The organism is Pseudomonas sp. 28 E 9 (assembly GCF_900004785.1).
Classification (GTDB): Bacteria; Pseudomonadota; Gammaproteobacteria; order Pseudomonadales; family Pseudomonadaceae; genus Aquipseudomonas; species Aquipseudomonas orientalis_A.
This window is the reverse complement of the sequence record NZ_CVTK01000051.1, coordinates 140,093-152,030: the sequence shown is the minus strand read 5'-3', so window position 1 is coordinate 152,030 and position 11,938 is coordinate 140,093. Positions and strand designations below refer to the sequence as shown.

Here is an 11,938-nt window from a genome sequence, read left to right as displayed (position 1 = left end):
AATATAGTTATATACCGTCGCTGATACCCGTGGCGTCTATCTGCTTTGAGGGATTCATATGAAGCTTCAACAACTGCGCTACATCTGGGAAGTGGCGCACCACGACCTCAACGTTTCCGCTACCGCTCAAAGCCTCTACACGTCGCAACCCGGTATCAGCAAGCAGATTCGCCTGCTCGAAGACGAGCTGGGCGTCGAAGTGTTCGCGCGCAGCGGCAAGCACTTGACCCGCGTCACGCCCGCAGGAGAGCGCATCATCACCACGGCCGGCGAGATCCTGCGCAAGGTCGAGAGCATCAAGCAGATCGCCCAGGAATTCTCCAACGAGAAGAAGGGTACCCTGTCGATCGCCACCACCCACACCCAGGCACGCTACGCCTTGCCGCCGGTGATCCGCGATTTTATCAAGCAATACCCCGACGTGGCGTTGCACATGCACCAGGGCTCGCCGATGCAGATCGCCGAGATGGCCGCTGATGGCACCGTCGATTTCGCTATCGCCACCGAAGCCCTGGAGCTGTTCGGTGACCTGGTCATGATGCCGTGCTACCGCTGGAACCGTTGTGTGGTGGTGCCGCAGGGACATCCTTTGGCCAAGTTGCCGAAGCTGACCCTCGAAGCCTTGGCCGAATACCCGATCGTGACCTACGTCTTCGGTTTCACCGGGCGTTCCAAGCTCGACGAAGCCTTCAGCCACCGCGGTCTTACTCCGAAGGTGGTGTTTACCGCAGCCGACGCCGATGTGATCAAGACTTACGTGCGCCTGGGCCTGGGCGTGGGCATCGTCGCCAAGATGGCCGTCGATACCCAGCTCGATAAAGACCTGGTGGTGCTCGACGCCAGCGAGCTGTTCGAATCCAGCGTGACCAAGATCGGTTTCCGTCGTGGCACGTTCCTGCGCGGTTTCATGTGCGACTTCATCGAGAAATTCGCACCGCACCTGACCCGCGAAGTGATGGCCAAGGCGATCCAGTGCCACAACAAGCAGGAACTGGAAGCGCTGTTCGACGGCGTGGAACTGCCGGTTCACTAAAGCGGCTCAGCGGGCCTCGGTCACGGTGAAGTGTTGCCGGGCGCCCGCCACCAGAATCTCCACCTCGTCATCGATGCACTTGCCCAGCAGGCTCTTGCCCAGCGGAGCGCGCGGGGTGATGACGGTGACGGGTTGCCCGACTACCTCCACCTTCAACCCCGCCGCATCCGGCGCCAGGAACAGCCACTGCTGGCGACCGTCCTCGTCTTCCAGACCGACCAGGGTGCCGAGTTCTATCCCGCGCCGATCATCGTAGGCACGCAGCTGCAGATTCTGGCACAGCACCAGCGACTGCCTGATTTCCTCGACTCGCCTGGCTTGTCCGGTCGCCAGGTACGAGGCCTCAAGGCCTAGGGTGTCGTATTTGTTCTCGGCGATGTTTTCTTCGTGGGTCGCCGTCTCGTAAGCGGTCTGCGCGGCGCGTTGGAGGACATCGAGGTCGACTGTCAGCTTTTCCAGAATCAATTGAAGGACGGCGTGTTTATTCATGGCTGTGCTTGATCATTCGCAGAATTGCAGGACATTTGCCCGGCTTTTTTCGTTCGGGGCGTTCTGGTCCTGTTGCAGCCAGAACTGGCATTTGGGGTTGGACAAATTGCGCGCATTGTTTCGCGCCTGCTCCAGGGTTTGCTGCTGCTCCTGCTTTTGCAGGTTCTGCTGGTATTGCTCAAACATACGGTTGGCCGGCTCCGGTGCAGCCGCAGGCGGTTTGCCCAACTGTTGAACGGCCTGGGCCACCGGCGCCAGGCTCTGCGGGAACAGATAGCGCGAGGCCAGCCAGGTGGTCAGCGCGATGGCGATAAACCCCAGCCACACGCCTGCGGCAATGGCGATGCACAGTTTGAACAGCGACATCGGACGGTCGGACATGGTGGCCTCCTGGCGAGCATTGACGGCAAGTTGGCGATTGTCGCACAGCCACTGTGCAGAATAATCGTGATCAAGCCTTCTGCATCGGCGCATTTATGCGGACAATCGAGCCTTTGAGCACTGGAGCCCGGAATGAAAGCCCGCTGGGATATTTTTTGCAGCGTTGTCGACAACTACGGCGACATTGGCGTGACCTGGCGACTGGCCCGGCAATTGGTCGCCGAGCACGCGTGCGCTGTGTGCCTGTGGGTCGATGACCTGCGCGCCTTTGAGCGCATGTGTCCGCAGATCGATGTCAGCCTGGAGCAGCAGTGGCAAGAGGGCGTCGACGTGCGCCACTGGCCGAGCGAATGGGCGCCAACCCCGGCGGCCGATGTGGTGGTTGCAGCGTTCGCATGCCAACTGCCGGCTGACTACATGGAAACCATGGCCGCACGCGCACGCACGCCGTTGTGGATGAACCTGGATTACCTGAGTGCCGAGGACTGGGTGGTGGGCTGTCACCGCCTGCCGTCGGTGAAGTTCAAGGGGGTGCAGAAGTACTTCTTTTTTCCTGGCTTTCGCCCGGGCACTGGGGGGCTGTTGCGTGAGGCGGGTTTGCTGCAACAGCGTCAGGCTTTTCAGCAGGATGCCAATGCGCAGCGCCAATTCCTGCAGGCCCTGGGCGTGTTTCCGGTAGCCGATGCGCGGCTGATCTCGCTGTTCGCCTACGAAAACGCCGGGCTGGGCGGCTGGCTGGACGTGTTGTCGACAGACGGGCGTGCCACTCATCTGTTGGTGCCGGAAGGGCGCATCCTGGGCGATGTGCAACGCTGGCTGGGCGAGGAAGGGCTCACGGCGGGGGCGATTCATCAGCGCGGGGCGTTGACCGTGCAGGTGCTGCCGTTCGTGCGCCAGGCGCAGTACGACCAATTGTTGTGGTGCTGTGAGCTGAATGCCGTGCGTGGCGAGGATTCGTTCGTGCGCGCCCAGTGGGCCGGGCGCCCGTTGCTGTGGCACATCTATCGTCAGGACGAAGACATCCACCTGGACAAGCTCGATGCCTTTCTCGAGCTGTACACCGCCGCCTTGTCGCCGGCGGCCAAGGCGGCGCTGGTTGCACTGTGGCAAGCCTGGAACACCGAGGGCGATATGGCCCAGCCGTGGAAAAGGCTGCAGGAGCACTGGCCGGAACTCAACGGACACGCGCAGAACTGGTGTCTGGAACAGGCCTTGCAGGCCGATCTTGCGACGGCGCTGGTACAGTTTTATGAAAGTTGGATATGATACGCCACCTTGATTTTTGTAAATCCCATCCAAATTTCGGATATATGCAATGAAAACTGGTAAAGAACTGAAACCCGGTACAGTGATCCGTCTCGAAAACGACCCTTGGCTGGTTCAGAAAGCTGAGTTCACCAAGTCCGGTCGTAACAGCGCCATCATGAAGACCAAGCTGAAGAACCTGCTGACCGGTTACAAGACCGAGATCGTCTACAGCGCCGATGACAAACTGGACGACGTGATCCTCGACCGCAAGGAAGCGACCCTGTCCTTCATCAGCGGCGACACCTACACGTTCATGGACACCACCGACTACACCATGTACGAGCTGAACGCTGAGGATATCGAAGCCGTTCTGCCGTTCATCGAAGAAGGCATGGAAGACGTCTGCGAAGCTATTTTCTTCGAAGAGCGCCTGGTTTCCGTAGAGCTGCCGACCACTATCGTGCGTAAAGTTGCCTACACCGAAGGTTCCGCTCGCGGTGACACTTCCGGCAAGGTGATGAAGCCTGCCAAGCTGAGCAACGGTACCGAACTGCAAGTGGCCGATTTCATCGAAATCGACGACCTGATCGAGATCGACACCCGTGAAGGTGGTTCGTACAAAGGTCGCGCCAAGAAGTAATTCCTGCGCCGCGATACGAACGAAAAAGCCCGACCATGTGTCGGGCTTTTTTATGCGTGCAGGGTTTACACCGGCCTGGTCCAGTTTGTGGGTGTAGCGCTCGGCGCGCTGGCTGGTCTAGTTGTCCCAGAACCCTTCCGATCAGGGCCGCAGTGGTTAAACGGTTACATGCAGACGCACATCAACGTTACCGCGAGTGGCGTTGGAGTACGGGCAGACCTGGTGAGCGGCGTTTACCAGCGTTTGCGCATCATCGTGGGCCAGGCCTGGCAGGCTGATGTGCAGGTCGATGTCCAGGCCGAAACCGCCGGGGATCTGGCCGATGCCAACGTGGGCGGTGATCGAAGCGTCATCCGGGATTTTGCGTTTGGTCTGGCCGGCGACGAATTTCAGTGCGCCGATAAAGCAGGCCGAGTAACCGGCGGCGAACAGTTGCTCAGGATTGGTGGCCTGGCCGCCGGCACCGCCCAATTCCTTGGGCGTGGAGAGTTTGACGTCGAGGATGTTGTCGCTGGAGACAGCGCGACCATCACGGCCGCCGGTGGCGGTGGCTACTGCGGTATAGAGCGTTTGCATGGTGTCGTCCTCTCGTTGTTAGCGCTAAATGTTTGTGCGCTAAGTAGTTGGTGAGGCGAATGTATAGCGCTAATGTTTAGTGCGCAAGATAAGTTCACAAATATTTTTCAGGTGACGGGAAAACAATGTGGGAGGGGGCAAATCCCAATGCCAGTCAGTTAAGGCTTTTTTTGTAGGAGCGAGCTTGCTCGCGAAAAACTCACAGACACCGCATTCATTCAGGAAGCACGCCTTATCGTTGACGTTTTTCGCGAGCAAGCTCGCTCCTACAGGATTTGGTGCTTCTTTAGATTGCGCTCTGCAGGTTGCTGCGCAAAGCAATCAAATCCGCCTGCAGTTTGCGTAACTGCTCCAGTTCCATCCCGCTGGCGCCCAGGATGCACTGCGGGATCCCCATGGCCTGGTCCTGCAGCGCCCGCCCGGCAGCGGTCAACTCCACCACCACCACGCGCTCATCTTCGCGGCTGCGGGTGCGGCTCAACAGGCCTTCGGCTTCCAGGCGCTTGAGCAAAGGCGTCAGGGAGCCGGGATCGGTGAGCAGGCGGCTGCTAATTTCACCCACGGTCAAACCGTCTTCTTCCCACAACACCATCATGGCCAGGTACTGCGGATAGGTCAGGCCGAGGGCTTGAAGGAGAGGTTTGTATGCCTTGGTCATCAGCAGCGAGGTGGAATGCAATGCGAAACACAGCTGGTTATCCAGCATCAGGGATTCACAGGGGGTTGGATTTTTGCTCATGGCGGTGCCTCGAAAAGCCGGTATGACAGGAATCTAGCGGGCAAATCTTTAATGCGCCAGGTAATTCTGCGTGCACGGTCACACCAGGCCGCTCTGCAATGCCAGATCCCAGGGCGGCACCGGGCTGAAACGGGACTTCAGGTATTCCAGCAGCAACCGGCTGCGTGCATTGGGTTGCTGTTCCAGGCGTAGCGCATAGATGCCGGCGGTTTCCGGGCTCGGCAAGCCGTTTTCACAAAACAGTGGCAAGAGTTCACCGCGCACCAGGTATTCGCTGGCCAGCCACGTAGGCAGGTGCGCAATGCCCAGCCCTGCCAGGGCGCCGGAGAGCAGGGCCTCGGCATTGTTGGCACTCATACGGATACGACGAGGGCGATAGATGGCACGGCGCCCGTCCAGTTCGAAGCGCCAGGCGAACATCGGCGCCAACCCGTCCCAGTCCAGGCCGTCGTGCTCGCTCAATTCCCGCGGGTGCGTGGGCGTGCCTCGGCTTTTCAGGTAAGCCGGGCTGGCGCAGGCAATGCGCACGATACTGGCGAGTGGCGTGGCGATCAGACGCGTGTCGGCAATATGCCCGGCGCGCAGCACCAGGTCGACCTTGCCCAGGTGTGCGCCCTGCATATCGACAAAACTGTCGATCAAATGCAGCTGTACATCAAGCCCTGGGTACACCTGCAGGAAATCCGCGATCACGGGCGCCAAGTGCCGTCGCCCGAACGCCGCCGGTGCGTCCACGCGGATCAGGCCCTCCGGCGCATGGCTCAGGGACACGGCTTCGGCGCGCGCCAACTGCAACTCGCCGACAATCCGTCGCGCCCGCTCGGCAAAGGCCAGTCCGGCCGGGGTAGGGACCACGGCATGGGTGCTGCGCTGGAACAGGCGGCTGCCGACAGCGTTCTCCAAACTGTCGATACGCCGCGCCACTGCCGAGGGGGTTAACGGATAGCGGCGCGCAGCGGCGGAAAAGCTGCCGCTTTCCAGCACATCGAGAAACAGGCTGAGCTGGTCGGTCAACGTATTGGGATTCATGGGTCCATGCTTGTGCGAGTTTGGCACAGCCATTGTGCGTTGCTGTGCCTTTGCGCGCCATAGCGGACTGCGTAGCATGCGACACTCAGGATTTGTGGAGTAGCGAGCGGTGGTGGATCTGGCGATGTACCTGGTATTGGGCGCGGCCCTGGGCACAGTGGGCGGCTTGTTTGGCATTGGCGGCGGACTGATCGCCATCCCGGTGCTGGGTGTGCTGTTCGGGCTTGATCAGCAGATCGCCCAAGGCACCGCGCTGGTGATGGTGGTGCCCAATGTGATGCTGGCCCTGTGGCGGTATCACCAGCGCAACCGCATCGAGCTGCGCCATGCCTTGCCGCTGGGTGTGATGGGCTTCAGCTTCGCCTGGCTGGGTTCGATCTGGGCGGTAGGCCTGGATGCCGGCGCGATGCGGATCGGGTTTATCGTCTTTTTGGTGGTGCTGGCAGCCTACAACCTGTTGCGCATGTTCACCCGTAACGCACCGCCGACGGCGCAAATGCGCTATTCCTGGCCGTGGCTGGGCGTACTCGGCGCAGCGTCAGGCGCCATGGGCGGATTGTTCGGTGTCGGTGGCGCGGTGGTGGCCACGCCGGTGCTTACCAGCGTGTTCGGCACCAGTCAGGTGGTCGCCCAGGGCTTGTCCCTGGCGCTGGCGCTGCCCAGCACCGGCGTGACCCTGGTTACTTACGCCTGGCATCACGAAGTGGACTGGCTGATCGGCGTGCCGTTGGCGGTGGGCGGCCTGCTCAGTATCAGTTGGGGCGTGAAAGTCGCTCATGCACTGCCCGAGCGGGTGTTGCGTGGCCTGTTCTGCGGTTTTCTGGCGGTGTGCGCGGTGATGCTGACGTTTAAAGTCTGAACCCTTCGAGAATGTATTCGGCCAGGCATTCGGTAATGGGCGACGTCATTTGCGGGTTGCGCAGCAAGCGCAGGTTCATCGACGGCAAGGGCGGGAAGCCTTCGTCGCTGCCGAGCACGCGCAGGTCCTGGGACACCAGGCTTTCCATGCTGACCATCGCCGCCAGGCCGGCACTGACCACCGCCAGGATCGCCGCGCCATTGGAGCTGTGATAGGCCAGACGATAATCCCGGCCAGCCGTATCCAGCGCGGCCTGGGCCCATTGCGTGTAGAGGCAGTCGCCGCCGGAAACCGCCAGGGGCAGGGACTCGTGCTCGTCCACGCAAAAACACGGCGCGGCGGCCCACACCATGCGCTCAGTGCGCAGGAATTCCCCCAGATCGTTGCCGGGCTCGCGGCTGATGACGGTCAATGCCAGGTCCCGTCGCTGCATCAGCACCGATGAGGACTCGCAGTGCAGCTCGATCTGGATCAGCGGGTAGGCCTTGGAAAACTGTTTGAGAATGCCCGGCAGGAAGCGCATCACGTAATCGTCCGGCGTACCGATGCGCACCAACCCCACCATATGCGGCTCGCGCAGGGTGTTGAACACTTCGCCGTGCAGTTTCAGGATGCGCCGCGCATAGCCCAGCAATACCTGGCCCTCAGGCGTCAGCCGCACCTGGCGACCGTCGCGTTCGAACAGCTTGCGTTGCAGCACGTCTTCTTCCAGACGTTTCATTTGCATGCTCACGGCCGATTGGGTGCGGTTGACCAGTTCCCCTGCGCGGGTAAAACCGCCCTGATCGGCGATGGCGACGAAGGTGCGCAGCACTTCCGTGTCGATGCTCGGGTAAGTCGACAATTGATCAATCTCCGAGATGTATTGCATAAGAAACATTCGTTGGATTGATCATAGGCCCAGGCACACACTCGCGTCATCCCCACTGGAGGACGAGAAGATGAAAGGTCAAAAAGATCATGGGTCGATGGCAAGGTCGCCGTTGTCAGGGCTTCTTCACAGCATTTCGCGTTGGCCGGCGTTATACCGCGAACGCCGGATGCTGGCGGGTATGAGTGATGATGCGCTCAAGGATATCGGGCTCAACCGTGTCGACGTGGAGCAGGAGATCCACCGGCATTTCTGGGATGACCCGCTGCGCAAGTGACTCCGGATGCAGTAGGGTAGGCGCGAGCATTCAAGGAGCCATCCATGCCCGCCGTCCTCTCCTTTTCCCTCAAGCAGGCACGCCGCATGGCGCTGGCGGCCCAGGGCTTTTCCGGGCGCCAGCCGCCGGCGCAGATAAAAGCCGCACGCCTCAACCGCCTGATCGAACGCCTTGGCGTGCTGCAGATCGACTCGGTCAATGCGGTGGTGCGTTCCCATTACCTGCCGCTGTTTTCTCGACTGGGCAATTATTCCCCCTTGATTCTGGAACAGGCCGCCTGGAGCCAGGGGCGACGGCGCTCGCTGTTCGAATACTGGGGGCATGAAGCCTCGCTGCTGCCCATGGCGATGTACCCCTTGATGCGCTGGCGCATGGAGCGGGCCAGGCAGGGCCAGGGGATTTACGCGCAAATGGCGCGGTTCGGGCGTGAGCGGCAGGACACGGTCCAGCGCGTTCTGCAGGCTGTCGAACAGCAGGGCGCCTTAGGTGCGGGCAGCCTGTCGACCCGCGAGGAGCGCGCCGGGCCCTGGTGGGATTGGAGTGACGAGAAACATGCGCTGGAATGGCTGTTCGCGGCCGGTCTGGTCACCGTGGCCGGGCGGCGCGGGTTTGAGCGCCTGTACGATTTGCCGGAGCGGGTGATCCCCGGCGAAATCCTTCAAACCGTCGTGAGCGAAGCCGAGGCCCTGCGCGGCTTGTTGGTGCACAGCGCCAGCGCATTGGGCGTGGCCACTGAAAAAGACCTGCGCGATTACTTCCGCCTCGACCCCGTCGACAGCCGCCAGCGCCTGGCCGAGTTGGTCGAGGAGGGGCAGTTGCTGAGCTGTCGGGTGCAGGGCTGGAAGCAACCGGCGTACTGCCTGCCCGAGCCGAAAGTGCCCCGCAACGTGCCGGCCAGCGCATTGCTGTCGCCCTTTGATTCGTTGATCTGGGAGCGTGCCCGTACCGAGCGCCTGTTCGATTTCCGTTACCGCCTGGAAATCTACACCCCCCAACACAAGCGGGTGTACGGCTACTACGTGCTGCCGTTTTTGCACAACGAGCGGATCGCTGCGCGCGTGGATGTGCGCGCCGAACGGGCCAACGGCTGCCTGGCGGTGCATGCGGTGCACGAGGAGGAGCAGGGCCTGGACGAGCCGGGCATGCTGGCGTTGGCGCTGAACCTGCGGCAGATGGCCGGTTGGCTGGGGCTGCAACAGGTCAAGCTCAATTGCCAGCGGCCGAGTGCTGCGCGGTTACGTTTGGCAATGCTCAATATCGACGCTGGGCTTTAGGGCGCCATCGGGGGCAAGCCCCCTCCCACAGGGGAATACGCTCCACATGTGGGAGGGGGCTTGCCCCCGATTGGCGTCAGTCCAGTCGACACCCATCTAACGCTTGACCTGTTTCAGGGTTTCGGCAATCAGGAACGCCAGTTCCAGGGACTGATCGGCGTTCATCCGCGGGTCGCAGTGGGTGTGATAGCGGTCAGACAAACCGTCTTCGGTGATCGGCCGTGCGCCGCCGATGCATTCGGTGACGTTCTGCCCGGTCATCTCGATATGAATGCCGCCGGCATAGCTGCCTTCAGCCTGGTGGACCTGGAAGAACTCCTTCACTTCGCCAAGGATCTGCGCAAAGTCGCGGGTCTTGTAACCGCTGCTGGCCTTGATGGTGTTGCCATGCATCGGGTCGCTGCTCCACAGCACTTGCTTGCCTTCGCGCTGTACGGCGCGAATCAGCCCGGGCAGGTGGTCGCCCACCTTATTGGCGCCCATGCGTGCGATCAGGTTCAAGCGGCCAGGGTCGTTGTCCGGGTTGAGAATATCGATCAGGCGGATCAGGTCGTCGGGGTTCATGCTCGGGCCGACCTTGACCCCGATCGGGTTGTTCACCCCGCGCAGGAATTCGACATGGGCGCCATCCAACTGCCGGGTACGGTCGCCAATCCAGAGCATATGGGCCGAGCAGTCGTAGTAGTCGTTGGTCAGGCTGTCGCGACGCACAAAGGCTTCTTCATAGTTGAGCAGCAACGCTTCGTGAGCGGTGAAGAAACTGGTCTCGCGCAGCTGCGGCGAATCGTCCATGCCGCAGGCGCGCATGAAGGCCAGGGTTTCGTCGATGCGGTCGGCCAGTTGGCTGTACTTCTCGGCCAGCGCGGAGTTGGCGATAAAGTCCAGGTTCCACTTGTGCACCTGGTGCAGGTCGGCGAAGCCGCCCTGGGCAAAGGCGCGCAGCAGGTTGAGGGTCGCGGTGGACTGGTGGTAGCTCTGCAGCAGGCGGTCCGGGTCCGGTACGCGGCTTTTTTCGTCGAAGCCGATGCCATTGACGATATCGCCGCGGTAGGCGGGCAGGGTGACGCCGTCGATGGTTTCATCGTTGGACGAGCGCGGTTTGGCGAACTGGCCGGCCATGCGCCCGACTTTGACCACCGGGCAGCCGGCGGCGAAGGTCATGACAATCGCCATCTGCAGCAGCACCTTGAAGGTGTCCCGGATTTTCGCGGCGGAGAACTCGGCAAAGCTCTCGGCGCAGTCACCGCCTTGCAGCAGGAAGGCGCGACCCTGGGTCACTTCGGCAAACTGACGACGCAATTCGCGGGCTTCCCCGGCAAACACCAGCGGCGGGTAACTGGCCAGGCTCTGCTCCACTCGCTGCAGGTGCGCAGCATCCGGGTAACGGGGTTGCTGCTGGATCGGCAGGGCACGCCAGCTGTCGGGGCTCCAGGGTTGGCTCATCATGCACTCGTCGGGTAGGTTGAAGTTCGGACGCCAATGTTAGCAGCAATTAGTGCGTGACCTGCCGACGTCGCTTGGCTGACAATCGCGCACTTTGCCCTGCGGCAAACCCGTTAGGAGTAGTGATGAGCGAGGAGCGTGTGGAGCGCCTGCTGGCCGAAGTCCATGATGATTTCGGCATGATCCGTGTGCTGGAAGTGGCCGATTACCGTTTTCTCGAATTTGGCGACGCCATCGAGCAAAGTTGCGTGTTCACCGCCGACCCGAGCTGGCTGGAGTATGACTATACCCGCGCGATGTTGATCGGGGCGTTGTGCCATGAGCAGCCGGAGAGTGCGCTGTTTCTCGGCCTGGGCGCCGGCACGTTGACCCAGGCATGCCTCAGGTTCCTGACGCTTGACGATGTTGAAGCCATCGAGCTGCGCCCCGACGTACCGCGCCTGGCGATGGAGTATTTGGGGCTGGACGATGATCCACGCCTGTATATCCGCATCGGCGATGCCTTGCAATTGCTCGAAAGCGCTGAGCCTGCGGACCTGATCTTCGTCGACCTGTACACCGATGTGGGGCCCGGCGTCGGCCACCTGGCCTGGACGTTCCTCGATAACTGCCAGAAGAAGCTCAACCCGGGCGGCTGGCTGGTGATCAACCAGTGGGCCACCGATGACGGCAAGCCGCTGGGCGCAGCGTTGTTACGCGGGTTGTATCACCGGCATTACTGGGAACTGCCGGTGAAGGAGGGCAATGTGATTCTGCTGGTGCCTTCGGAGTTGGATCAGGAATTGGACCTGGAGGCGCTTTGCGTACGGGCTGAAGTGCTGGCGCCGCGATTGGGGTATTCATTACACGCGTTGATCAAGGCGATTCGGCCGGCTACTTAGTCGTCTGTACCGACGCCATCGGGGGCAAGCCCCCTCCCACATTTGAAATGCATTCCAAGTGTGGGAGGGGGCTTGCCCCCGATGGCGGCCTCTGGGCCTACCAAGATGTTGGATTGGACCGAGTACATATCCGTTTCTGCGGTAACGGCTGCTATGGGTTCCGCTTTTACAGCGGCTCACTTTTGAAAAGCGCAAAAG

The 11,938-nt window shown here is 61.3% G+C and carries 14 protein-coding genes; 7 read left to right on the top strand and 7 right to left on the bottom strand.

Annotated features, from left to right (window positions below):
- Positions 1-58 precede the first annotated feature (58 nt).
- On the top strand, positions 59-1,033 hold the full coding sequence (gene cysB, locus BFQ00_RS19175) for an HTH-type transcriptional regulator CysB (RefSeq protein ID WP_057008395.1): 975 nt from the start codon (positions 59-61) through the stop codon (positions 1,031-1,033).
- Positions 1,034-1,039: 6 nt separating this feature from the next.
- Here the strand turns inward: cysB and BFQ00_RS19170 are convergent, their stop codons facing one another.
- Positions 1,040-1,522 (bottom strand): GreA/GreB family elongation factor, encoded by a 483-nt coding sequence (locus tag BFQ00_RS19170; RefSeq protein WP_065885136.1) that lies wholly within the window; start codon positions 1,520-1,522, stop codon positions 1,040-1,042.
- A gap of 12 nt (positions 1,523-1,534) precedes the next feature.
- Positions 1,535-1,903 carry a hypothetical protein gene (locus tag BFQ00_RS19165; protein ID WP_065885137.1) on the bottom strand — a complete coding sequence of 123 codons (369 nt, stop codon included), beginning with the start codon at positions 1,901-1,903 and terminating at the stop codon, positions 1,535-1,537.
- Between the two features lie 132 nt (positions 1,904-2,035).
- Between BFQ00_RS19165 and earP the strand changes: the two genes are divergently transcribed.
- Positions 2,036-3,169, top strand: coding sequence for an elongation factor P maturation arginine rhamnosyltransferase EarP (earP, locus tag BFQ00_RS19160; protein ID WP_065934404.1), 1,134 nt, complete (start codon positions 2,036-2,038; stop codon positions 3,167-3,169).
- A 49-nt stretch (positions 3,170-3,218) separates the two neighbouring features.
- Positions 3,219-3,791, top strand: coding sequence for an elongation factor P (locus tag BFQ00_RS19155; RefSeq protein WP_003172723.1), 573 nt, complete (start codon positions 3,219-3,221; stop codon positions 3,789-3,791).
- 156 nt (positions 3,792-3,947) lie between these two features.
- Here BFQ00_RS19155 and BFQ00_RS19150 read toward each other — a convergent pair whose 3' ends face one another.
- From BFQ00_RS19150 to BFQ00_RS19140, 3 genes are all read right to left on the bottom strand, one after another.
- Positions 3,948-4,367 carry an organic hydroperoxide resistance protein gene (locus BFQ00_RS19150; protein ID WP_065934403.1) on the bottom strand — a complete coding sequence of 140 codons (420 nt, stop codon included), beginning with the start codon at positions 4,365-4,367 and terminating at the stop codon, positions 3,948-3,950.
- 286 nt (positions 4,368-4,653) lie between these two features.
- Positions 4,654-5,106, bottom strand: coding sequence for a MarR family winged helix-turn-helix transcriptional regulator (locus tag BFQ00_RS19145; RefSeq protein ID WP_065934402.1), 453 nt, complete (start codon positions 5,104-5,106; stop codon positions 4,654-4,656).
- Between the two features lie 78 nt (positions 5,107-5,184).
- Positions 5,185-6,135, bottom strand: coding sequence for a LysR family transcriptional regulator (locus BFQ00_RS19140; protein WP_065934401.1), 951 nt, complete (start codon positions 6,133-6,135; stop codon positions 5,185-5,187).
- A 109-nt stretch (positions 6,136-6,244) separates the two neighbouring features.
- Here BFQ00_RS19140 and BFQ00_RS19135 point away from each other — a divergent pair, with 109 nt between their 5' ends.
- Positions 6,245-6,994 (top strand): sulfite exporter TauE/SafE family protein, encoded by a 750-nt coding sequence (locus BFQ00_RS19135; protein ID WP_065885142.1) that lies wholly within the window; start codon positions 6,245-6,247, stop codon positions 6,992-6,994.
- Here BFQ00_RS19135 and BFQ00_RS19130 read toward each other — a convergent pair.
- Complete coding sequence (locus tag BFQ00_RS19130) at positions 6,984-7,865, bottom strand: LysR family transcriptional regulator (protein WP_065934400.1); 882 nt, start codon at positions 7,863-7,865, stop codon at positions 6,984-6,986. The genes BFQ00_RS19135 and BFQ00_RS19130 overlap by 11 nt on opposite strands.
- A gap of 70 nt (positions 7,866-7,935) precedes the next feature.
- Between BFQ00_RS19130 and BFQ00_RS19125 the strand changes: the two genes are divergently transcribed.
- Positions 7,936-8,142, top strand: a complete 207-nt coding sequence (locus tag BFQ00_RS19125; RefSeq protein WP_065934399.1) for a DUF1127 domain-containing protein — start codon at positions 7,936-7,938, stop codon at positions 8,140-8,142.
- Positions 8,143-8,186: 44 nt separating this feature from the next.
- A complete protein-coding gene (locus BFQ00_RS19120; protein ID WP_065934398.1) occupies positions 8,187-9,416 on the top strand; it encodes a winged helix-turn-helix domain-containing protein in 1,230 nt (409 codons plus the stop codon).
- A gap of 96 nt (positions 9,417-9,512) precedes the next feature.
- On the opposite strand, the gene BFQ00_RS19115 is transcribed toward BFQ00_RS19120, so the two are convergent.
- Positions 9,513-10,859 carry a class II 3-deoxy-7-phosphoheptulonate synthase gene (locus BFQ00_RS19115; protein ID WP_065885145.1) on the bottom strand — a complete coding sequence of 449 codons (1,347 nt, stop codon included), beginning with the start codon at positions 10,857-10,859 and terminating at the stop codon, positions 9,513-9,515.
- A gap of 125 nt (positions 10,860-10,984) precedes the next feature.
- On the opposite strand from BFQ00_RS19115, the gene BFQ00_RS19110 reads away from it, so the two are divergent.
- A complete protein-coding gene (locus BFQ00_RS19110) occupies positions 10,985-11,740 on the top strand; it encodes a spermidine synthase (RefSeq protein WP_065934397.1) in 756 nt (251 codons plus the stop codon).
- Positions 11,741-11,938: the final 198 nt, after the last annotated feature.

What these genes read in the sequence shown, in the direction of transcription:
- BFQ00_RS19165 (WP_065885137.1), bottom strand. Translation starts at nt 1,903, where the DNA reads ATGTCCGACCGTCCGATGTCGCTGTTCAAACTGTGCATCGCCATTGCC.
- BFQ00_RS19145 (WP_065934402.1), bottom strand. Translation starts at nt 5,106, where the DNA reads ATGAGCAAAAATCCAACCCCCTGTGAATCCCTGATGCTGGATAACCAG.
- BFQ00_RS19155 (WP_003172723.1), top strand. Translation starts at nt 3,219, where the DNA reads ATGAAAACTGGTAAAGAACTGAAACCCGGTACAGTGATCCGTCTCGAA.
- earP (WP_065934404.1), top strand. Translation starts at nt 2,036, where the DNA reads ATGAAAGCCCGCTGGGATATTTTTTGCAGCGTTGTCGACAACTACGGC.
- cysB (WP_057008395.1), top strand. Translation starts at nt 59, where the DNA reads ATGAAGCTTCAACAACTGCGCTACATCTGGGAAGTGGCGCACCACGAC.
- BFQ00_RS19150 (WP_065934403.1), bottom strand. Translation starts at nt 4,367, where the DNA reads ATGCAAACGCTCTATACCGCAGTAGCCACCGCCACCGGCGGCCGTGAT.
- BFQ00_RS19140 (WP_065934401.1), bottom strand. Translation starts at nt 6,135, where the DNA reads ATGAATCCCAATACGTTGACCGACCAGCTCAGCCTGTTTCTCGATGTG.
- BFQ00_RS19120 (WP_065934398.1), top strand. Translation starts at nt 8,187, where the DNA reads ATGCCCGCCGTCCTCTCCTTTTCCCTCAAGCAGGCACGCCGCATGGCG.
- BFQ00_RS19125 (WP_065934399.1), top strand. Translation starts at nt 7,936, where the DNA reads ATGAAAGGTCAAAAAGATCATGGGTCGATGGCAAGGTCGCCGTTGTCA.
- BFQ00_RS19115 (WP_065885145.1), bottom strand. Translation starts at nt 10,859, where the DNA reads ATGAGCCAACCCTGGAGCCCCGACAGCTGGCGTGCCCTGCCGATCCAG.
- BFQ00_RS19110 (WP_065934397.1), top strand. Translation starts at nt 10,985, where the DNA reads ATGAGCGAGGAGCGTGTGGAGCGCCTGCTGGCCGAAGTCCATGATGAT.
- BFQ00_RS19130 (WP_065934400.1), bottom strand. Translation starts at nt 7,865, where the DNA reads ATGCAATACATCTCGGAGATTGATCAATTGTCGACTTACCCGAGCATC.
- BFQ00_RS19170 (WP_065885136.1), bottom strand. Translation starts at nt 1,522, where the DNA reads ATGAATAAACACGCCGTCCTTCAATTGATTCTGGAAAAGCTGACAGTC.